Annotated in this window: 17 protein-coding genes; 4 read left to right on the plus strand and 13 right to left on the minus strand. The window is 45.6% G+C overall.

All coding sequences use genetic code 11. The annotated features are described in order from the left end of the window. Positions 1–35 precede the first annotated feature (35 nt). Positions 36–833 (minus strand): SDR family oxidoreductase, encoded by a 798-nt coding sequence (locus tag BLR32_RS25830; protein ID WP_089836053.1) that lies wholly within the window; start codon positions 831–833, stop codon positions 36–38. 151 nt (positions 834–984) lie between these two features. On the opposite strand from BLR32_RS25830, the gene BLR32_RS25835 reads away from it, so the two are divergent. Next, complete coding sequence (locus BLR32_RS25835; RefSeq protein ID WP_089836055.1) at positions 985–1344, plus strand: winged helix-turn-helix transcriptional regulator; 360 nt, start codon at positions 985–987, stop codon at positions 1342–1344. Positions 1345–1538: 194 nt separating this feature from the next. On the opposite strand, the gene BLR32_RS25840 is transcribed toward BLR32_RS25835, so the two are convergent. From BLR32_RS25840 to BLR32_RS25880, 9 genes are all read right to left on the minus strand, one after another. Continuing rightward, positions 1539–3344, minus strand: a complete 1806-nt coding sequence (locus BLR32_RS25840; RefSeq protein WP_089836057.1) for a glycoside hydrolase family 35 protein — start codon at positions 3342–3344, stop codon at positions 1539–1541. Positions 3345–3606: 262 nt separating this feature from the next. Continuing rightward, the gene (locus tag BLR32_RS25845) at positions 3607–7155 is read right to left on the minus strand and encodes a hypothetical protein (protein WP_143011594.1); all 3549 of its coding nucleotides are present in this window, start codon (positions 7153–7155) and stop codon (positions 3607–3609) included. A 716-nt stretch (positions 7156–7871) separates the two neighbouring features. Next, positions 7872–9569 carry a GMC oxidoreductase gene (locus BLR32_RS25850; RefSeq protein WP_089836061.1) on the minus strand — a complete coding sequence of 566 codons (1698 nt, stop codon included), beginning with the start codon at positions 9567–9569 and terminating at the stop codon, positions 7872–7874. An 81-nt stretch (positions 9570–9650) separates the two neighbouring features. Beyond that, on the minus strand, positions 9651–11348 hold the full coding sequence (locus tag BLR32_RS25855; protein WP_089836063.1) for a GMC oxidoreductase: 1698 nt from the start codon (positions 11346–11348) through the stop codon (positions 9651–9653). Positions 11349–11397: 49 nt separating this feature from the next. Beyond that, positions 11398–11973 carry a gluconate 2-dehydrogenase subunit 3 family protein gene (locus BLR32_RS25860; RefSeq protein ID WP_089836065.1) on the minus strand — a complete coding sequence of 192 codons (576 nt, stop codon included), beginning with the start codon at positions 11971–11973 and terminating at the stop codon, positions 11398–11400. Positions 11974–12133: 160 nt separating this feature from the next. Beyond that, positions 12134–12910 carry a L,D-transpeptidase family protein gene (locus BLR32_RS25865; RefSeq protein ID WP_089836067.1) on the minus strand — a complete coding sequence of 259 codons (777 nt, stop codon included), beginning with the start codon at positions 12908–12910 and terminating at the stop codon, positions 12134–12136. Positions 12911–12953: 43 nt separating this feature from the next. Beyond that, positions 12954–13172 carry a hypothetical protein gene (locus BLR32_RS25870; RefSeq protein WP_089836070.1) on the minus strand — a complete coding sequence of 73 codons (219 nt, stop codon included), beginning with the start codon at positions 13170–13172 and terminating at the stop codon, positions 12954–12956. Positions 13173–13485: 313 nt separating this feature from the next. Then, on the minus strand, positions 13486–14622 hold the full coding sequence (gene hppD, locus BLR32_RS25875; protein WP_089836071.1) for a 4-hydroxyphenylpyruvate dioxygenase: 1137 nt from the start codon (positions 14620–14622) through the stop codon (positions 13486–13488). Between the two features lie 393 nt (positions 14623–15015). Beyond that, positions 15016–15600: a TlpA family protein disulfide reductase gene (locus BLR32_RS25880; protein ID WP_089836073.1), complete on the minus strand. Its 585-nt coding sequence runs from the start codon at positions 15598–15600 to the stop codon at positions 15016–15018. 231 nt (positions 15601–15831) lie between these two features. Here BLR32_RS25880 and BLR32_RS25885 point away from each other — a divergent pair, with 231 nt between their 5' ends. Together BLR32_RS25885 and BLR32_RS25890 are read left to right on the plus strand one after the other, a co-directional pair. Next, the gene (locus tag BLR32_RS25885) at positions 15832–16428 is read left to right on the plus strand and encodes a TetR/AcrR family transcriptional regulator (RefSeq protein WP_089836075.1); all 597 of its coding nucleotides are present in this window, start codon (positions 15832–15834) and stop codon (positions 16426–16428) included. 26 nt (positions 16429–16454) lie between these two features. Continuing rightward, entirely contained in the window at positions 16455–17603 is a 1149-nt protein-coding gene (locus tag BLR32_RS25890; RefSeq protein WP_089836077.1) for an FAD-dependent oxidoreductase, read from the plus strand. On the opposite strand, the gene BLR32_RS25895 is transcribed toward BLR32_RS25890, so the two are convergent. Both BLR32_RS25895 and BLR32_RS25900 read right to left on the minus strand, forming a co-directional pair. Beyond that, the gene (locus BLR32_RS25895) at positions 17604–18386 is read right to left on the minus strand and encodes a fatty acid desaturase family protein (RefSeq protein ID WP_089836079.1); all 783 of its coding nucleotides are present in this window, start codon (positions 18384–18386) and stop codon (positions 17604–17606) included. 257 nt (positions 18387–18643) lie between these two features. After that, on the minus strand, positions 18644–19636 hold the full coding sequence (locus BLR32_RS25900; protein WP_089836081.1) for an aldo/keto reductase: 993 nt from the start codon (positions 19634–19636) through the stop codon (positions 18644–18646). Between the two features lie 134 nt (positions 19637–19770). On the opposite strand from BLR32_RS25900, the gene BLR32_RS25905 reads away from it, so the two are divergent. Further along, on the plus strand, positions 19771–19971 hold the full coding sequence (locus BLR32_RS25905; protein WP_089836083.1) for a hypothetical protein: 201 nt from the start codon (positions 19771–19773) through the stop codon (positions 19969–19971). A gap of 49 nt (positions 19972–20020) precedes the next feature. Here the strand turns inward: BLR32_RS25905 and BLR32_RS25910 are convergent, their stop codons facing one another. Next, entirely contained in the window at positions 20021–21178 is a 1158-nt protein-coding gene (locus BLR32_RS25910) for a homogentisate 1,2-dioxygenase (protein ID WP_089836085.1), read from the minus strand. Positions 21179–21777 lie beyond the last annotated feature (599 nt).

Here is a 21777-nt window from a genome sequence, read left to right on the forward strand (position 1 = left end):
GAAAAACGCCGGCAAGAAAACTACTAAGCACACTATTACTTCACCACCGGAAAGTTCCCTCCATCGATAACTAAATTCGCGCCGGTGATATAAGAAGCTGCAGGTGAAACAAGGAAGTAGATCAGCTCCGCCGTTTCTTCCGGCTCCGCCATTCTGCCCATTGGTACACCCCCTACCCTTTCAAAAAGATTCTGCGTCATTTCCTCCACACTGATATTGCTTTGTTTCGCATAATCTTCCAAAAAGTACGTCATCGCCTCAGTTTTATTTAAGCCGGGAGATACGGTTACTACCCTTATCCCTTTACCAGCTACTTCTGTAGCCAATGCTTTACTATAAGTATTCAACGCAGACTTTGCAACACTATAAGCCATCGTCGACTCCCATATTGGGAACTGGCTGCTGGTAGATGATATGTGAATGATCACACCACTCTTTTGTGCCAGCATTGCAGGCAACAAGGCCCGGTCCAGCCGAACAGAAGAAAGCAGATTAACCTGCAGCGCCTGATCCCAGTGTTCGTCTGTCAAAGTACTGAATCCTCCACCCGGATACACGTTTGCTCCCATGTTATTGATAATGATATCTATCCTCCCAAACTGCTTATGAATAATATTCGCTACTTTGCTGACCTCTTCAGCCCGTGATAGGTCTGCTGCAATAAATGTATATGTTGCATCGGGTTCTTCCGGTTGATTACGGGCTGTGACGATAACAGTGGCGCCTGCCAGCTCCAGTCTTTTAACTACCGCTTTACCAATTCCTTTTGTTCCGCCGGTTACCAGTGCTATTTTACCCGCTAATACCGCATCAATTGTTGGTTTACTTTTCATGCTATTTGTTTTTTATTACCTTATCGTTAGCTTTGATTTACATTAGTCCACAAAGTAACCGAAACGGTTGCTGCTATTCGTTCTCACCACATAAATAGGCGGTAACGTTCATGTAACTAAAAGGCCAAAAGTGGTAACATTCATGTAACCAATGAAGAAATTTAAAGAACATACATCGACCTGCCCGATTGTTCACACGATGACCTATATCGGGGGAAAGTGGAAACCGATTATTCTGGGCCGGCTGGTAAATGGTGCTGTTCGTTTTGGAAAGCTCGCAGTACAAATACCGGATATATCGCGCAAAATATTGACTGAACAGCTCAAGGAATTAGAGGATGACGGATTGATCCTACGGCATAGCTATAACGAAAAACCACCGCGCGTCGAATATGAGTTAAGTGAGATCGGCCAAACAGTTATTCCGGTTTTAATGGCTATGACAGAATTGGGTGGGCAAATGCATGATGCTATTACCCGGTATAAGAATAGTGTTAAACAGAGGGGATGAATCTGTATTAAAAAAAGATGTATCAAAAATAAACGAAGGTCCTCGGAATCGCTTAAATAGCTACCTATCCCCATCAGGTATACGAATGAAACAAGGGTATATCAAAAGTATGATACACCCTTGTTTCATTGCTGAAATGATCTTCTATTGCTTAGTTAAATGTTTTGTCTTCCTGGCGTTGATGATCATCGGTCTTACTCCAATGTCTTCTCCCCTTTCACTGTCGCAGCGTCCAGCTGATGCTGATCCAACACCACAATCACATTCTCACCTTTCTTCAGCCATGGCGCAGGACAATATAGTCTTTTCTGCGGACCGATCTCCCAGTAACGACCCAGGTTATGCCCATTTACCCATACCATGCCTTTCTTGAAGTTGGTCATGTCCAGGTAGGTATCACCTGTGTTGGTCAGGGTAAAGGTACCTTTAAAGAACTCACCTGGCTTTATATCTCCTGACTTAGCAGGTTGCAGCTGCTGTACAAATTCGCTCTTCATTGGCAGACCAAATACTTCCCAGTTCATCAGTGTCATACCGTTCAGGGTCACACGGTCAGTAATCCCCTTACGGTCGATCAGTGCCTGTGCGAAGTTGATACGACCCATGCCTTCCACCAGTATTTCCAGTACAGGATCTTTCACGTCTGATTTAGGCAGTTCAATGCTGTGTTCTCCCAGTCGGCGATCAATCTTACCTACATATTGTCCGTTCAGGAATACTGTTGCGTAGTCATGTAATTCGACAATATCCAGCTTACCGCTCTTATGACCGACGAGGGTTGTTTTATACACCATGAAGCCATAGTCCTGTCCATAAGCCTCAAAGGTTTTAGGTTGAACAGACTTCACCGCAGCAGGCAGGTTTTCCCATACGCTGGTGTAAGGCTTCAGTGTGATATCCGGGATAGTGATAGTTGGGATTGCCGCCGGAATAGCAGGCAGTTTCTTCTTGCTATAAGAGCCGATCGCTTCACGTAATGCCATGTACTTCTCAGTAGCCCCGCCTTGCTCATTTATGGGCGCGTCATAGTCGTAAGAGGTCAGGTCCGGCTCATACCCCTTACCGCCGGAGTTAGCGCCCGCAGTGAAGCCAAAATTGGTTCCTCCGTGGATCACGTAGAGGTTGAAGGAGCGTTTTGTATCCATGAGGAACTTCACTTCCTTCACAATGCCTGCCTTATCAGGACGGGCCCATTTCTCTCCCCAGTGTGTCAGCCAGCCGGGATAAGACTCACTGCTGAACGATGGCACATCCGGGTTCTGCTTGTTAGCAGCGGCAAAGTCGCCTTCTGAGCTACCGGAATCCAGTCCGATAGCAGCACCCGGTACTGAGCCTGCTTCCAGTAATGGCGCTGCGGGACCATCCGCTGTATAGAATGGTACGTTAATACCATTCTGTTCCCACAGTTCCTTCAGTTTGTACAGATACTGTTTATCGTTACCAAAACTGCCGTATTCGTTCTCTACCTGCACCATCAGGATAGGACCGCCATTGGTTATCTGCAGGCCCTTTACCTGTTCTGCCAGTGCCTTCACATAACGCTCAGTGGCTGCCATATACCGCGGGTCCAGGCAACGTACTTTAATGTCAGGAATTCTCAACAGGTACGGCGGTAAGCCACCGAATTCCCATTCCGCACATACATAAGGCCCCGGACGTAATAACACCCACATGCCTTCTTCCTGTACCAGCTTCACAAATGCGGCGATATCCCTGTTCTCAGAAGCGAAGTCGAACTTACCCTCCTCCTGTTCGTGATAGTTCCAGAACACATAAGCAGCGATGGTGTTACATCCCATGGCTTTAGCCATTTGAATCCTGTGTCGCCAGTATTCTTTCGGGATACGTGCCGGATGCATTTCTCCACTGATGATCTGGTAAGGTTTACCATCGAGCAGGAAGTCTTTTTTTGCGAGGGTGAAAGAGTGCTTAGACTGGGCGGATACCGTGGTGGTAAGCGCGCACAGTGCCAATGCGCTCATTACTACAATCTTTCTCATTGAGCCTGTAAACTTGAGTGAGGAAGTAAAATAGGAAATGTGACTGTCATAATAAAAAGGTTGGGAAGATTGTTGGGAGATGAGTGAAAATAATATTGATTATCCTCCGGGGAGCGTTATCTGCATGAAGCATGGTACCATTATTCCCCGGAGATCATTCATATCAGGATGGTTCCCCCTGACAAGCATTTCAAAGAAAACAAGGCCGCGGAACCAGCAGGCGCTGAAAATGCAGACGGTATCATCCCTGCTGCACCTGAAGTCATCTCCCTACAGCCCCCTGATACTGGTATTCCATCTGCTTCAATATCTTTCCATCCTGGTCTTTTATCGTCACCAACCGGCCATCACTATCATACCCGTAATAACTGGTTTTATTCCCTTCATTACAGATACTGGTCACTCCCACCATTGGCTCATACGTATAAGTGATCGCAGCCCCATCCGCTGGATAAAGACGCAACTCATCAATGAGTCCCGCGCCACTGACAGTTACCGCCGGCTGACCACTTATTTTATGTTCATAACAGGTCCAGCCATTAGTCGTCTCCCCTTTCAGCGGATAACCAGCTACCGTTCCTGTAATACTATATGGCGCCGCATTTTTTGTCCAGTAAGATACCGTATAACTTTTAGCGGTTGTCAATCCTGTTTTAGTGATCGCTCCCGCTGCCAGGTTATAACAATTCTTCCCGGTGATAGTTGTCGCATCCGGAACAGCAGCGCCGGTATATGTCCAGTTCCCTTTTCCATCCGCTTCAAAGCCAGCATAAGCAACGTCTGCCTGCCGGGCATTCCTGAACTGTGCTACCATGTAATTGCCGTTGTAATCCCATATATAAGCACTCAGATCACTTCCTTGCTTTTCAGCTTCAGTGATATTGTAACCTGCATCATATTTATGCGCTGTTACCTTTAACACATAAGCCGCGCTCTTCGTGATACCATTGCCTGACACTGCCGACGGCACAAAGGTTCCCGGAAGAAGGTCCGTTTCGGCGTCATACTGTTTGTCAAATACTACTACCGGGCCGGATGCTGTAGTAAGCGACTTATACGCCATATAAGTTGCCTCTCTTGTCTGCAATACCTGCGACGCCAGTTTCCGCTGTTCATACGATTCAACAGGCAGATGCATATTGGCGGCCTGCATATTTTTGATCGCTTGTGCTTCTGTCGTGAGCGTTCCGGCCGGCAGTGTATAATCAAGCGGATAACGCACAATCGTACTCAGCTCTGTTCCATCGGAAATCTTTGTGATAATCTTACTTGTCTGTAGATGCAATACATTATCATAAGAAAACGCTTTTGAAGAAGTAAGTACCCTTGAAGGAACATCCATATCATACACTTCTGTTACCGTAGAATCCAGGTGGAACCATTCTGAAGGATACAACCAGTTCTTTCCTCCTGCGAAAACAGGTTTATCACTTTCGAAATTGTCAGTAGGTGCACATGGGTGCTTCACATAGTAGTCAACGGTGCTGCAGGCAAAAGCCGTAAATCCCCTGCTATCCAGGCTATACACGTTCCGCTCTTTGCTGACAGGCTGCGATAGGTTATTGTACATTGTCTTTGAACGCAGATAACCATTTCTCCAGGCCGGGTTAAATTCTCCCTGAAAGCTCATACTGTTCTGATAGTTGTAGAGGATGTATCCATTCTGCGCGCTATCTCCCATCTTCTCTTGCACATAAGTATATCCTATATGCGTCCCAGCCCCCAACGATATCATACTATTCGAAGATAAACGGATGCCCGTATACATCGCGTAAGCACATCCTGTACCTGTTTGCACAAACTTCACGACGGGCCTGTTGTACATCGGCGTCCTGTATAATCTTCCGCTTGAATGGGCGGTATCGCCAGGTATTCTGTATGTATATGATTTGACAATATACTTGCCAGCCACAGGCTCCCGGAAGGTCATTCTTTTCAGGCGGCAACCTCCTATTATTTTATTCGGCGTGGCAGTAGTAGTGCTGCCTACCTTACCACTCAGATTGCCCACTACGGAAAACCCGTTGTCCCTCACTTCTGTCATTATAAAATAACGCTGACCACCTTCCAGGTTAAGGTTACTTGTCTGGTTATACTGATTATTCTCATTGTAAGAAAATACAAAAGTGGCCACAGCTACTCTGCCAGCACGCCTGTAAACAGTAACACTTCCCGCAGCATGATCTATCTTTGCAGCATCATCTATCGCATTTGCAGGGATATTCAATCTACCGGTAAATGTGGCGCAAATACCATTTGGATTGGCGACAGGATCAACATAATAATCTGCAGAGCTGTCCCTTTTAAAAGTCGTACTGGTGGGATAAGATCCTGTCGATCCAATAGTCTTTGTCTGATAAGTAACTACAGGTGGATCGTTATTCACCACGTCATGTGGTTCCCATTCAAAATGAGTATACCCTCCTGTAGGATAAGTGATCCTTTCCAGCATACCTGCTGCTGCATAAGCGCCATCCGATTCCCTGTTAGCACCTGTAAAGCGCAAGGTACCCAGCTGTCCCGCACAACTATAACAATCCGGCGGCGATGGCCGATCAACACAATTCGTATAAGAAGGGATCAATGTTGTATTGCCATCAGCGCCATTATAATATCCCCAATGATCTTCTCCTTTGGAGCTTTTAGACGGCAGCATCATTCCATTGTACAATAGGTTATATCGCTGTGCTTTCAGTGTATCCGTACTGTTGCCACCATTGATGTATACACCAGTTAATTTAAGCCGCTTATTGTCCGTTCCGGTACCATTATTGGTAAAATATCCATACCTGAAACTAATCGTCCGGAGTACTGTTCCTATCTTATTTTTCACCATCATTGTATTGATCAGTGGTACCATTCCAGCGTCTCCTACGGCAATATCCTCTCTTGTATTCCAGGAAATATTGAACTCAACACTACCCTGGCTGAATGTAACCTTTGTAAGCTGTTTACCACTCAGTGTATTCGTAAAGAAACTATGCGACTCCACTCCTTCCCCATCCCAGGCACCGGTACCACCCTGATAGAATTCCTGCATGAAACTCTCTCCTCCGCTATTGATATAATGGGTATCTGCATAGGTAAAAACGACAGAATCCGATCTATCCGCAGAGAGGATTTTAGTCAGGTACCATCCTACAACATTCATGTTCCCGGCGCCATCCGACTTATTATAACTGCTCTCCGTGGCACCAAAAACATACTTATTGCCATCAGGCGTCACGATATGAAATTCATTATTGCTGGCCTTCGTTATCCTGAGATTAGTCATTGGTAATTGCCTGATCTGATCTGCAATAATAAACTTCCCGCTATAGCCGGGGAAATTATACATATAGAGATCAGGCACTCCATCAATCGTGTTCTGCGAAAGAGAATATGCCTGCTGATAATCTACAGGATCCCTGACATCAAAAGCGTTCTCCCTACCCATCCGATACAGCTGCCAGGTACTGTTATCAGCACTACCGTAAACAGTCCTCGATATCACACCACCCGCATTCAGCGCCCAGCCAAGACCAATATTGGATGCCTCCTGACCAACAGTAATACCAGCCGCATGATAGTTCAATGAAACAGGCACTTTAACAAAGGATGTACTGATCTCGTATAACGGAATATTGATCTCGGGCATGCCGCTAAAACCACTCACAGGAATATCTGTAAACTTCACTAAAGAAGCCGTAGTCGGTGACGGTGCAGACAATCTGGAAAAGGGATCAGGCATAGCTGGTTGTTGCCCTGATACAACTTTCACAAACAATGTTGCCGCTGCAATTGTGTTAACAATCCATTGATGGTATCTCATAGCAGTATGGTTATTTATTGGATTTACAGGATTAACTATTATCTGATTTATCTGCAGTAACGACATCATATTCGCCAGGCTACTACTAAAATAATAGCACGCGATTGTCATTATAAGCAAGCTTATAACGATCACACATTCACATGTACGTTACGTATGGTCAGATTTGAAATGATGATTGCACGCGAACAAAAAGGATTAACAGAAAAAGCGACGTTTATACGAAGTAAATAAATTTAGAAACATCCAACAAAAAAAATATTACCACTATTCTTTCAAACAAAAAGAGATTATATCAAACGTAATTTGATGCAATCTCAATATCAACCCTCAATATCAACCCTCAATCTCAATCTCAACCTCAAACTCCTTCCCTCTGACAAGTTAGCCACCTACCCATTAATAGGAGCGCGCAAGTAGCACGCGGTTTCAGATGGGAATGTCGGGCCTTCGGCTCTCCGGCGACACGACCGATGCTGCCCAATCTAATTCCAGCCCCTATTCGCTTGACAACGCCAAATAGTATTCCAGACAGGAGAGGCGCCGACCGACATCCCATACTGAAACCGAAGCTACTTAGCGCAAACCGAAGCTACTTAGCGTAAACCGAAGCTACTTAGCGTAAACCGAAGCTACTTAGCGCAAAAAAGAAGCATAAAAAAAGAAGTTGTACCAAATTACCTTTGATACAACTTCCATTATTTCAATTCAACAAACTACAAATTACCTTTCTTCAGCTCTCTCACCGCATAATCACACGCCCTCGCCGTCAACGCCATATAAGTAATAGACGGGTTCTGACAAGCAGAAGACGCCATACACGCACCATCTGTAATAAATACATTCTTCGCTGCATGCACCTGGTTCCAGCCATTCAGCACTGAAGTCTTCGGATCGCGTCCCATCCTCGCAGTCCCCATTTCATGGATACAGTGTCCGGGAGGCGGCATACTATCATAAGTACCCACATTCTTCAGCCCCGCAGCTTCCATCATCTCTTTCGCACTCTCCGCCATATCCTTTCTCATAGCCAGTTCATTCTCTTTGAAAGAACAGTCAATGTCCAGAGTAGGCAGACCGTATTTATCTTTTTTGTCTTTATTCAGCGTTACTTTATTCTCATAGTAAGGCAGGTGCTCACCCCATGCACCGACACCGAATGTCCAGGTACCAGGTTCAGAAAGCGATTCCTTGAATGCACCGCCAATACCATCGAAAGAGGTACCACGATTACGATCAGCGCCTCCCTGGTAACCAAAACCACGCACATAATCAGTACGTTTGGTAGCCGCGTTCACATTACGGAAGCGGGGGATGTAGATACCATTAGGCCTGCGTCCGCTGCTATAATACTCATCCTGGAAACCATCAAACTCACCACCAGCGCCCACGCCGAAATGGTGATCCATCAGGTTATGCCCTACCTGCTCACTGTCATTACCAAATCCATTCGGGAAACGGTGGGAAACAGAATTCAGCAGGATAGACGCGGTACCCAATGTAGATGCATTCAGGAATATAATATTCGCATAATATTCTATCGTCTGCATGGTATGTGTATCCAGTATCTTCACGCCGGTAGCCTTACCTTTCTGCTCATCATAGATCACTTCCAGCACAACAGAATCAGGCCGCAGGGTCATATTCCCTGTTTTGGCTGCCGCCGGCAATGTTACCCCATTGCTGCTGAAATAACCCGTAAAAGGGCATCCGCGGGCGCAAAGATTACGGAACTGGCAAGGCCCTCTGTCGTTATGTTTCTCGGTCACATGGGCCACACGACCGATGGTCATGATACGGTCCTTGTATTGTTCTTTGATCCTGCCGGCTACATGTTTCTCCAGGCAGTTCATTTCCATCGCCTTGAGAAACTTCCCGTCGGGCAACTGTGGCAGCCCTTCTGCCTGTCCGCTGATACCGATATATGTCTCCACATAATCATACCAGGGCTCAATATCTTTATAACGGATCGGCCAGTCAACACCGAAACCGTCTTTCGCATTCGCTTCAAAATCAAGATCGCTCCAGCGGTACACCTGGCGGCCCCACATCAGGGAACGTCCGCCTACGTGATAGCCACGGAGCCAGTTGAATGGTTTAATCTGATTGTATGGATTTTCTTTGTCGTTTACCCAGAACTGCTGTGTTGCTTCGTCAAAAGCATAACACTGACTTTGTATGGGATGATTCTCCTTCTGTTCTAATGTCTGGTTAAGGCGGTGCTGGAACTCCCAGGGTGCCTTCATAGCGGTGGTGTAATCCTTTATATGTTCTACATTACGGCCACGTTCAAGCACCAGTGTTTTCAATCCCTTCTCACTCAGCTCCTTTGCTGCCCATCCACCACTGATACCTGAGCCAACCACAATAGCATCATAGGTATTTTCTTTCTCCGCTCTAATGTTGAGATGCATAGTCTTAAATTAAATTAGGAACCAGGAGTAAGGGTTCCGGAATATTTCCGGTAATCACCCATTCCTGATTCCTAACCGATATTAGATATTTCCTTTCTTCAGTTCTTTCACCGCATAATCCACTGCCCTGGCAGTCATTGCCATATAGGTCAGCGACGGATTCACACAGGCTGCTGACGTCATACTGGCGCCATCAGTTACAAATACGTTCTTTACAGTATGCACCTGGTTCCAGCCGTTCAGGATGGAAGTTTTAGGATCGCGTCCCATACGGGCAGTACCCATTTCATGGATCGCCATACCTGGATAAGAACCGCCGTCATATGTTTTTACATCTTTCAGACCGGCAGCTTCCAGCATTTCCGCTGCATCATTCATCATATCCTTACGCATCTTCATTTCATTCTCCTTGAATTCTGCATCGAATTTCAATACCGGTTGTCCCCAGTCATCCTTCACAGATGTATCCAGCGTTACTTTGTTGTCTTCATATGGCAGACACTCTCCGAAACCACCCAGTCCCATGCTCCAGTAGCCAGGTTCAGACAGTCCGTCTTTGAAGTCTTTACCCACACCCATTTCAGCAATACCACGCTGCCAACCACCACGGCTGGCGCCTCCCTGGTAACCAAAACCGCGGAGGTAATCACGTTTATCGCTGCCGATGTTACGGTAACGTGGAATGTAAATACCATTCGCACGGCGGCCAAAGAAGTACTTATCGTCAAAGCCTTCAGCACGACCGGATGCGCCGGTACGGAAGTGGTGGTCCATCAGGTATTTACCCAGTACACCACTATCGTTGCCTAGACCATTCGGGAAACGGCTGGAGATAGAGTTCATCAGTACGAAGGTAGTACCCAGTGTAGAACCATTCACGAAGATGACCTTCGCGTAATATTCAGTCATCTGTTTGCTATGCTTGTCAATCACACGCACGCCTGTAGCCTTGCCCAGCTTCTCATCGTAAATGATAGAGTTCACGATACTGTCCGGACGCAGGGTCAGGTTGCCAGTGGCCACAGCTGCCGGCAGTGTGGATGACTGTGTGCTGAAGTAAGCGCCGAACGGACAGCCCCTGCTACACAGGTTACGGAACTGACATTGCGTACGGCCTGGTAATGGCTGCGTGATGTTAGCCACACGGCCCATGGTCATTTTACGACCGGCGAAAGCCTTCTCTATTTTCCCCTTCACATCTTTCTCTACACAGTTCATTTCCATGGCAGGCATGAACAGGCCATCAGGCAATTGCGGCAAACCTTCTGCCGAACCACTGATACCTGCAAATTTCTCTACATAATCGTACCATGGCGCCAGGTCTTTATAACGGATCGGCCAGTCGATCGCAATACCATCTTTCAGGTTCGCTTCAAAATCGATATCGCTCCAACGGTAAGACTGACGGCCCCACATGATGGATTTACCACCTACGATGTCAGGACGGTACCAGTCAAAACGTTTCACTTCATTATATGGGCTTTGAGAGTCGTTGATCCAGTATTTCTCGTTGTGCTCACTATATGGATAATCGCGGCTCAGTTTAGGATGCGTTTCACGCTGATCAATGGTAATACGTCCGCGATGTTTAAATTCCCAGGGATCTTTTGTGGCAGTTTCGTAATCCTTAACGTGCTCTAATTTTTTTCCTCTGTCCAGCATTAATACTTTGAGACCTTTCTCGGTGAGCTCTTTGGCAGCCCATCCACCGCTTACGCCGGAGCCAACTACGATTGCATCATACGTGTTCTGCTCCTGAGCTTTCATATTCAGATTCATGGAATTCTTGTTTTTTTGTTGACATACTTATTCTCTTCCTTACAAGGACTTATACAGCCCAGGCTTTGTCCCCTTTCTTATAAGGGATACAACCTTCAAACTTACCAGGTACCGGTACATAACGCAGGGCTTTCGTAGCGCCTGGTTCTGAAGTAAAGTAACCGGTCAGGGTCAGTTCTTTCAGGATCTGGAAATAATGGGTAGGATCGCCTTCCTTCTTATTTTCCCTTTTATTGTAGTCAACACGTTCTTTATCAATTGCAGTAAGTACCGTGTTCTTTTGCTCGTCAGACAGGTCTACAAAAGGCTTCTTGAATTGTTTTTCACTCGCCTCATCGATCTTTTTCAGACCGTCGAGTACAACTTTCTGGTCTTCTGCCTTATAACAGTCGTTCAGCATCACAACGATGAATTCATCTACTTTAGCCGCTTTAGCTCCGGGTGTAGTCGTTTCCGGAATGATCGTCTCAGCTATCTCTGCCAGGATTTTCTTAGTCTCAGACGCCTGCAGGGCATAGTTATCAGGTGCCTTCGGGTTACAGCCTTCCAGGGCTGACAACGTGGACGCGGAAATAGCGGTGCCCAGTAACAGGGCAACGTTCCGGATGGCTTCTCTTCTATTCATATAGTAAATTGATTTGACCTTTCGCCCTAAGTTTCAAAAAAAAAATGACTTTTCATAAAAAAATAATCAAATGGAAGGTTAAAATCTGAAAAATGTAAAAAAGCGAAAGGGCGTTTCATTTAAAACGAAACGCCCTTTCTATCCATTTGGTTGAGATATCTTACATGATGTATTTGCCCTTTTCGTCTACCAGTATAACCGGTAACTTATGATGGGTCTCAAAATATTCGTACGCCCCTTTCAGCTCAGCCCACAGCTTCTCAGCTACTGCTGTGCTGTCTTTATCTTTCTCTTTCTCTCTCGTTGCGAAATTAGTCAGATAGTCCATAGAACGGGAGTTTCCGAACTTAACCGGGAATACATGTACAGGAATGAAATCCTGTCCGGCATTCTTGGCATTCACCGCCAGGATATATACTTCTTCGATAAAATCGTCTGTCAGAGGAATACAACCGATAGTCAGGCAGCTGCCATGAATATAGATCTCCCCTCCCGGTTTTTTCGGGTCACTCAGGATCCTGTCGGCAAAGTTGGGATAGTTAATACCCAGTGATAAGTGATAATTACTATTTGGATTGAAATCGTTGATATAGTAGAAACCTTCCGGTACCTGCCTGTCTCCTTCCTTCCGTTTAGGGCCCATTTTCCCTGACAGCGTACATACCCTGTATGATTTAAACAGCTGGAATGTATCCGAGGCTTTATTTTTCACCCAGATCTCCAGTTCACTGTCCAGTTTGAAAGATCTTAAGAAGATGTATTTAGCCGGATAGACCAGTCCCTTCTTCTTAAATTCCTCCTTCAGCTGTTCTTCTTTGTCCCTGTAGGCATACCCCACTTTCGGGAACATTTTCTGGTTGTCCAGGAATGATTGCTGCTGGGCCTGCACCTTGCCTATTCCCAACAGGATTAAAACTGCTAAAACGACCTGCTTCATAGATATTTTAACACAATTTTACAAATTCACGTACGCTTAAAACCTATCTTACGGGAGCATTTTGCTGTGGTTGCATATTGAAAGTCCGGTAAGCCAGGAAGAAAAGCAACAATGCAAAAATAGCATATATAACCATACCTACCTTACGGTTGGCAAAGCGTAAAATGTAGTGACGCTCGCCCTGGTAGATCAATACAGCCGTTATACATTGAAAAATTCCACCCAGCAGAAATAATACCCCTAACAAAGTTTGTACTCTCATAAGAAAACGATCTCTTATGCAAATTATTTTAAATTCCGGAACATTTACAATACCATGAAATGGTCAAATGAAAAATCAGGAACCGGAATATCATGGCTGCCAGTGGTCTTGGCCCGCTTCTACCCCGGGGGACCCGAAGTATTAGCGGCATGATATCCAGATCCCTGATCTATTCTCAGAGAAATGAAAGCTTTATAGTTGCCTGTCGGCGCTGGAAGGATTCCCTACCTGTCACAAGGCCAGTATTATACGGTCTCGAGGCCAGTCACACAAAGAGGCATTATAGCGGTATATCCCTCCAAAAGCCAGGGCTCTACAAATTCCCTCTCAGGGCCTGTTCCCTTTCTATCGACTCAAACAGCGCCTTAAAATTGCCTTTCCCGAAGGATTTAGCCCCTTTACGCTGGATGATCTCAAAGAATACAGTCGGACGGTCCTCCAAAGGCTTTGTAAAGATCTGCAGGAGATACCCCTCATCATCGCGGTCAACCAGGATACCCAATTCCTTCAATGGCAGCAGGTCTTCGTCAATATGACCTACCCTGTCCAGCAGGGTGTCGTAGTATGAACCTGGTACCTTCAGAAATTCCACGCCTCTGTTCTGCAACTCGGTAACTGTCTCAATGATGTTATTGGTAGCGATAGCCACGTGCTGTACACCCGGGCCACGGTAGAAATCCAGGTATTCTTCTATCTGGGACTTTTTCTTACCTTCTGCCGGCTCATTGATAGGAAATTTCACACGGCCGTTGCCATTGCTCATCACCTTACTCATCAAGGCAGAATATTCCGTGGAAATGTCTTTATCATCGAATGACAGAAGGTTACGGAAGCCCATCACCTTTTCATAAAACTCCACCCAGGTGTTCATCTCATGCCAACCCACATTACCCACGCAATGGTCTACATACAGCAGGCCGGTCTCTGTAGGGTTGTAAGCTGAATGCCATTCTTTATAACCGGGGAGGAAAGGCCCATTGTAGTTCTTACGTTCGATGAACAGGTGTACGGTATCGCCATATATGTGAATACCACTGCGCACCACGGTACCAAATTCGTCCTCTTCTGTTGTAGGCACCAGGTAAGGCTTTGCCCCTCTTTTAACAGTTTCTTCAAAAGCGGAACGGGCATCGTCCACCCAGAGGGCCAGCACTTTCACGCCATCACCGTGTTCCTGGATATGATGGGCAATCTCATTGTCCGGATTCAGCGGTGTGGTCAGCACAAAGCGCAGCTTATTCTGTACCAGCACATAGGAAGCGCGGTCCCTTACACCGGTCTCCGGACCAGCATACGCCAGCGACTGGAAGCCAAAAGCTGTCTTATAAAAATGGGCAGCCTGCTTGGCATTCCCCACGTAAAACTCAACGTAATCTGTACCATTTAATGGGAGAAAGTCCTGTACATCGGCAGGAACAGCCGATACTACGGCGTCTGAAGTTGTATGCATGATGGATTGGTTTTAGAAGTTTTGGTGTATGAAATATTTTTGACTACACGTAATAGCATGTGAAACAATGCCTCAGTGCATTGAAGAAATGACAGGTAGAACCACTGTAAACGGGCGTGGAGAAAAGCAGTAAATAAAATGTGAAAAGGAAAACAAAACGCCCTTAAAGGCAGTATCATACCTGCACTAGGACAGTGCGGAATCCATAGCCAGCGTAGCCATCAGGAAGTAGTACTTGCTGTGACGCTGATCGGATATTTTATGGTATGTATGCAGATGAAGCATAAATTAGTTGCTAATGCAATATTAGCATTTCGTGATATTAAATCCAAATAATACTGTAAAGAATACAGCTGGATAAGAAGGATTCAAAATTGAGGGACTATGTGAGTATTACTTACGGATGTATTTCTCGAAATAACTCATGAACCTTTCGTTGCCATAATCGGCAGCCCCTTCATGCCGGTAAGCAATCTGTCCCTTTTTGTTGATGATCACCGTAGTAGGAATAGACCTCCCCAGCAACTCCCGGGGAATCTCACTGTCTGCAACATACAACGGCAGACTGTATTGCTGTCTTTTCAGGAAAGAACTTGCTTTCTTATAATTACCATCTGTATCCACCGTCAGGAAGATCACATTCTTATCTTCCCGGAATCTTTCATACAAAGCATTGATAGAAGGCATCTCAGCACGACAGGGAGGACACCAGGTAGCCCAGAAATTAAGGAATACCACTTTTCCCCTCAGGGAAGAAAGTGTGAACGTTTTACCCTCACCATCAGTAAAAGCCATATCAGGCGCCAGGTTGTTCTCCGGACTCACCTCTTCAGGCATTCCCGGCTGGAACAATCCCACCTTCATCAATCCCTGCATCACACCTGCCTTTACCGATGGATTCACCCATACCAGTATCAGGAAAAGGACCATGATGGCTGTTGTAATATTCGACAATGAGAATAAACGTCTCAGATTCATAAGTGCATAGCTGTTTGCAGCACTAAATTACAACTTTAGCGGGTAACAGCCACCGCAGCAGAAAGCGGATAAGCAGGCAGTACCCATTCCTCCGTTTCCGCAACGCTGACTCCCCTGCCCTGCTTTGTTAAACAGTTTAAAAATGCTTTACCATAAAGTTCACAAAAAATAAATCATAAGTAAACAAACATTTACTTACTTTTGTCCTGTAAACGGGAAATAAGACATTGCATGAGACCTAAAAACCTGGAGAAAGAGGAAGCAATCCGCACCATCGCCCTGCAGATCATTGCTGAAGAAGGCCTGGAAAACCTCAGCATGCAGAAGCTGGCAAAAGCAGCTAATATATCGCCCCGTACCATCTACATCAAATACGAGAACAAGGAAGACCTCCTGATCAAACTTTTTGTAGATGAAGTACTCGGCGCTTATGAAAAGGCCATACTGGAAAAATTCAACGCGGACATGGAATTTGCTGAAGGCGTAAAAAGACTCTGGACAAACGCTTTCCGCTATTTTAAAAATAACAGACATGCCTTTGTATTGATGCAATATGGCAAGTCTTCTCCCCTGTTGTATAAAGCATACCAGGAAAGAGACATAAAGGAAGGAGACTACTTCGCTCCTATCCACCGTTTCCTCGAACGACACGCAAAGGCAGGAGTTATTAGAAAGCTTCCACAGGAAGCCTACAGAGCCATCCTGTTCTCTCCTGCATTTGACCTGATCAATGAATACTTTGATTGCCTGAATCGGCCTAAACAACTCATCACAGAAAAGGTGTTTTCCGACTCCTGTGATGCCGTTATTAAAGGCTTACTGAAATAAGACTATGCACTAATAAACCAACACATATGAGTATCCTCAGGAACAAGAAAATTGCCATCGTCGGAGGTGGCCCGGGAGGCCTTACCCTTGCCCGAATCCTCCAAATGAAAAATGCCGACGTAAAAGTCTATGAAAGAGATCCCGGTAAAGATGCCAGAGCACAAGGCGCTACACTCGATCTTCATTTTGAATCAGGATTAAAAGCATTGCGTGAAGCAGGGCTGATGGAAGCATTCAAAGCCAATTACCGTCCGGGAGCAGACAGGCTGCGTGTGATGAATAAACACGCCAACGTAGTAATGGAAGACAGTGAAAGAGAACAAGGTGATGAAGCATACTTCCGCCCTGAAATAGATCGCGGTCCACTGAAGAAAATTCTGCTGGAATCATTACATCCAGATACTGTTGTATGGAACAGTCATTTTGTATCTCTCGCGCGACTGGACAGAGGCTGGCAACTCACATTCCGCGACGGCACTACCGCTTTTGCAGATATCGTAATTGCTGCAGACGGCGCCAATTCAAAGATCCGTCCTTACATCACACCCATCAAACCTTTCTATGCAGGCCTGACAGTAGTAGAAGGCGCGGTGTACAATTCTGCTACGGCCTGCCCCAACATACATCGTCTGTTACAGAACGGTAAGATCTTTGTCCTGGGCGATGATAAATCCTTAATCGTAAGTTCCAAAGGAGATGGTAGCCTGGTATTTTATACAGGCTGTAAAACTGATGAATACTGGAGCCGTGATTGCGGGATTGACTTCTCTGATAAAGCACAGGTATTCGCCTGGTTCAAAACCAACTTCGCTGGCTGGGCGCCTGTATGGGATGAACTGTTTGAAAATGCATCATCACACTTTGTGACTCGCCCACAATACTGCATGCCATTAGATCAGACATGGGAACCTTTACCTGATATCACTATGCTGGGCGATGCCGCACACCTCATGCCTCCCTATGCAGGTGAAGGCGTTAATATGGCTATGCTGGATGCATTGGAGCTGGGTCAATGTCTCACTAATGATGACTTTCCGGATACCCTTGCCGCCATTGCTTATTATGAACAACAAATGCGCACAAGAGCATCAGAAACAGCCGCCCAGACACTCGAATCAACAGATGCACTGCACTCGCCAGACGCGATCCCATTCATCCGGCAGACTGTCAGTTAACTAAAACGTATTCTTCTTCTCCAGCTCCGGCAATACCTCGTCTATACGCTTCGCCAGTTCCGGCAGTTTAATGGTTGGTACCGCAGGGAACAGATGATGTTCCAGGTGGTAGAACATGCTGAAAGTAATTTTATTCTTCCAGCCACCCCGCTGTGTCCTGGCCAGTTCAGGATGTTCTTCAGTATCGTGATGCACTGTCCATACTGCGAAGAAGGCCATCAGGAATTCTCCTATCACCATCACGATGACATGATAGATGAGGAATGGTATCTTAAAATAAAACACAATAAACGCAAAAGCGGCAATGGCAGCCAGTTCGGCCAGTACATTCCGCACATACTTCCTGTTGCCTAACTGCAGTGTTACCTTATGGATCAGGAACATGTGAACAGGTCCATAAAAGATAGCGCCATACCAGCTCATGCCGGCCGATTTCCCTTCATAATCCTCATCAGACAAACAATACTTATGATGCCGGATATGATTGAACTTCACCGCATGAATAGAGGCCATCATCAGCACACTATTCGAGAAAAGCGTGAACCATGTAAGGAACCGGTTGGTGCCAAGAGAATTATGAAATCCGTTATGCACCTGTCGTAATCCGGTCAGAAAGAAAAAGGCGGAACAGGGTAATGCCAGTATGTAATAGCCAAAATATGCCAGTATCCAGGAGGAAAACAACCAGGGAAGCGTCAGGTTATTTTCAATCAGCATTTCCCTGACAGATAAGTCTTTAAGGTCTTTCCAGCTTACCTTTTTTACTATTTCTGCATGTGTCATGTATAGGAATTTTAGTAGGGTTACTCAAAAGTACGGATCGTATAGCCCTGGCATATGATAAAAGTCATCTCCGAAAAACAAACCGGGCCATCCCTCGCGGAACGACCCGGTTTTTGTTCTCTGTTCAATTGACCTGTAACAGCCGTAGGTAAATAAATATTTGATCAATTACAGAGATTAGTCATGAACTCATCTTTAAAACAATCCTGAATTAGCCTGACAAAGTTGATTCGCATTCAAATATGACAATTCATCTTTTAGACCAGCTGTACCTGGTACAGCTTATCATTGATGAACTTTATTTCTTCAGCACTCAGTTTTACATTGATAGCTCTTGCATTCTGGATAGCCTGCTCCGCATTACGTGCGCCTACCAGTGCTACTGTAATACCGGGACGGTCAATGGTCCAGCGGATCACCAGCTGCGCCAGTGTCACACTTTTACTTTCCGCCATAGGCCTGATCTGATCAAGGAACGCATTGATACGGTTCAGGTTCTCCGGCTGGTAAAACCTGGTATTAGGACGATGATCTCCTTCCCCAAACTGATGACCAGGCCTAACCTTACCGCTCAGAATACCTCTCTGTAAAGGACTATAAGCCAGAATACCTTTTTTATGCTCAATACAGTAAGGCACCAGTTCTTTTTCGATCTCTCTTTCCACCATGCTGAAAGGCACCTGGTTAGAGGCCAGCCTGATTGTTTTCTCTGCCTCTTTCATCTGTGCTGCGTTGTAGTTGCTTACACCCGCTTCGCGGATTTTTCCCTGCTCCTGCAAACGTAAAACAGCTTCAAAGGTTTCATCAATTGGTGTGGTTACATCCGGCCAGTGGATCTGGTACAGATCGATATAATCCGTTCCCAGTCTTCTGAGACTGTTCTCACATTCCAGTATGATACTTTCCTTGCCGGAGTACTTATAGATATCAATGTCTTTACCATTGTTATCCTTACTTTTAAACGCCAGTGTTCCTAATGCCAGGTCCCAGCGCATCCCGAATTTCGTCAACACCTGCACCTTAGTTCTGTCCAATCCTTTCAGTGCATCACCTATCAGTTCTTCACTCAGTCCCTGCCCGTAAACCGGTGCAGTGTCTATAGATGTAACGCCTTCGTCAACAGATGCATGAATCGCTTTTACGGCATCGGTATGTTCAGTTCCACCCCACATCCAGCCACCAATGGCCCATGCACCAAATGTAATTGCTGATACTTTCAGTTCGCTTTCTCCTAATTGTCTGTATTCCATTATTTATTGGTTTCTATTTACGTTGTCTATAAAAGCGTTGTATAAAAATATAGATTACGGTTGAGTACCCACTACTATGAATTAAAATAGTCACGTGGCACAGATTTAGTACTCCTTCCTTAAAATTCAGGTATATGGGAAATAATCAAGCTAATGAAAAGCCTGCTGACAAACAACAAGATGAAGCACTCAATAAAGAGCACATAAATAAACAGGGCAAGAAAGAAAACACAAGCGATATCTACCTGGAGCCTGAAGAGGGTGGTACTCTTCAGACTCCGGAAGAATTTGCAAAAGATAAAGGAAAAATATCAGGTGATGAAGAAGAAAAATAATCCTTTTATTCAGCACTGATGTACCTGGTAAACAAAGAAAGCCTGTAGGCTATTCAGCCCAGCTCATTACGTAATTTTCATCTTCTATCCCAAGCGCCTCCTGTGTGATCTGCAAAGGATGGAACGTGTCTACCATAACAGCCAGTTCCTTTGTTTCCTTCGCCCCTATGCTTTTTTCAACAGCGCCGGGATGTGGTCCATGCGGAATACCACCCGGATGCAGGGTGATCATTCCTCTTGTTACATGCTTGCGGCTCATGAAATCGCCGTCCACATAGTACAACACTTCGTCACTGTCTATATTGCTGTGATTGTAGGGTGCAGGAATAGATTGCGGATGATAGTCAAACAACCTCGGACAGAAAGAACATACCACAAAATTATGTCCCTCAAAAGTTTGATGTACCGGCGGTGGCTGATGTACACGTCCTGTGATAGGCTCAAAATCATGAATGGAAAACGCAAAAGGATATTCATATCCATCCCAGCCCACCACATCAAACGGATGATGTGCATAGTGAATAGGATACATCACTCCTTTCTTTTTGATACGGATCAGGAAATCGCCTGCCTGATCAATGGTTTCCAGGTTCTGCGGCTGCCTGATATCGCGCTCACAATACGGTGCATGTTCCAGTAACTGCCCATACTGACTGAGATAACGTTTGGGGTAACGGATTGGACTGAATGACTCTACAATGAACAGACGGTTCTCTGTGCCCGTAAATTTTATCTGGTAAATAGTTCCCCGGGGCACCTGCAGATAATCCCCATATCCGAAAGGTAATTGTCCGTACTGCGTATGCAATACACCGGAACCTTCATGTACAAATATTAGTTCATCAGCGTCAGCATTCTTGTAGAAATAATCTGTCATGCTCTGTCTTGGAGCCGCCAGCACAATATGGCAATCGCTGTTCACCAATACCGGTTTCCTGCTTTGCAGAAAATCATCCTCCGGCTGAATATTAAATCCCTGGAAGCTACGGTGTTTCAGCATCTTCTCTTCCGCAACACGCGGTGCAACGCTATAAGGCGTATCCACCTTCACAATCTCTGTTGGCGGATGGCAGTGGTATAACAAGGTAGAATTGGACGAAAACCCTTCTGTTGAGAATAACTGTTCGGAATAAAGCGAACCGTCTGGCTTACGGAATTGTGTATGGCGTTTATGAGGAATGTTCCCCAACTTATGATAATGCGGCATGATGAATTGTTTTTTCAGCCTTTCACTTTCGTAAAAGACCGTGGAATATTGAATGACATTTTTATGACAATGAAATAAACAGCATAACTGCCTGGCAAGTATCCGTACCTGTCATCCGGGAGATCAACTGTAAAGGAAATAAGGAACCCCTTACCGGGAACAGCCAGATAAGGAACGGAATACGGGGAAACAAGGCCTATCGGCTTACAATGCCCTCCAGCAGGAAGCAATACTTCCAGTGGCGCTTGTCTATATGATATGTGAAATTGCGGAAATAAGGCATGAATTAACGTGGTTAAGGCAAATGTAAGGAATCGGATCGAGATTGGGTTAAAACGGGATAATGGAGGCATCAAGTCCACGTTAAAGGCATATCAAAGGCATGTCAAAGGCATGGTAAAAGCGTATTAACAATACACATCATCCGCGCCAATAGGCCCCGTTAGGGGTCGCCGTGTTTGTAGCCTGGGGTCTCAACTCCGGGGCCAAAATAGTTACCACTGTAACAATACAGGATCATCCCCTGCATTAGACCCCGTTAGGGGTCGCCGTGTTTGTAGCCCGGGGTCTCAACGCCAGGGCCAAAATGGTTACCACCG

This window comes from Chitinophaga filiformis (genome assembly GCF_900102545.1).
GTDB classification, from domain to species: Bacteria; Bacteroidota; Bacteroidia; order Chitinophagales; family Chitinophagaceae; genus Chitinophaga; species Chitinophaga filiformis.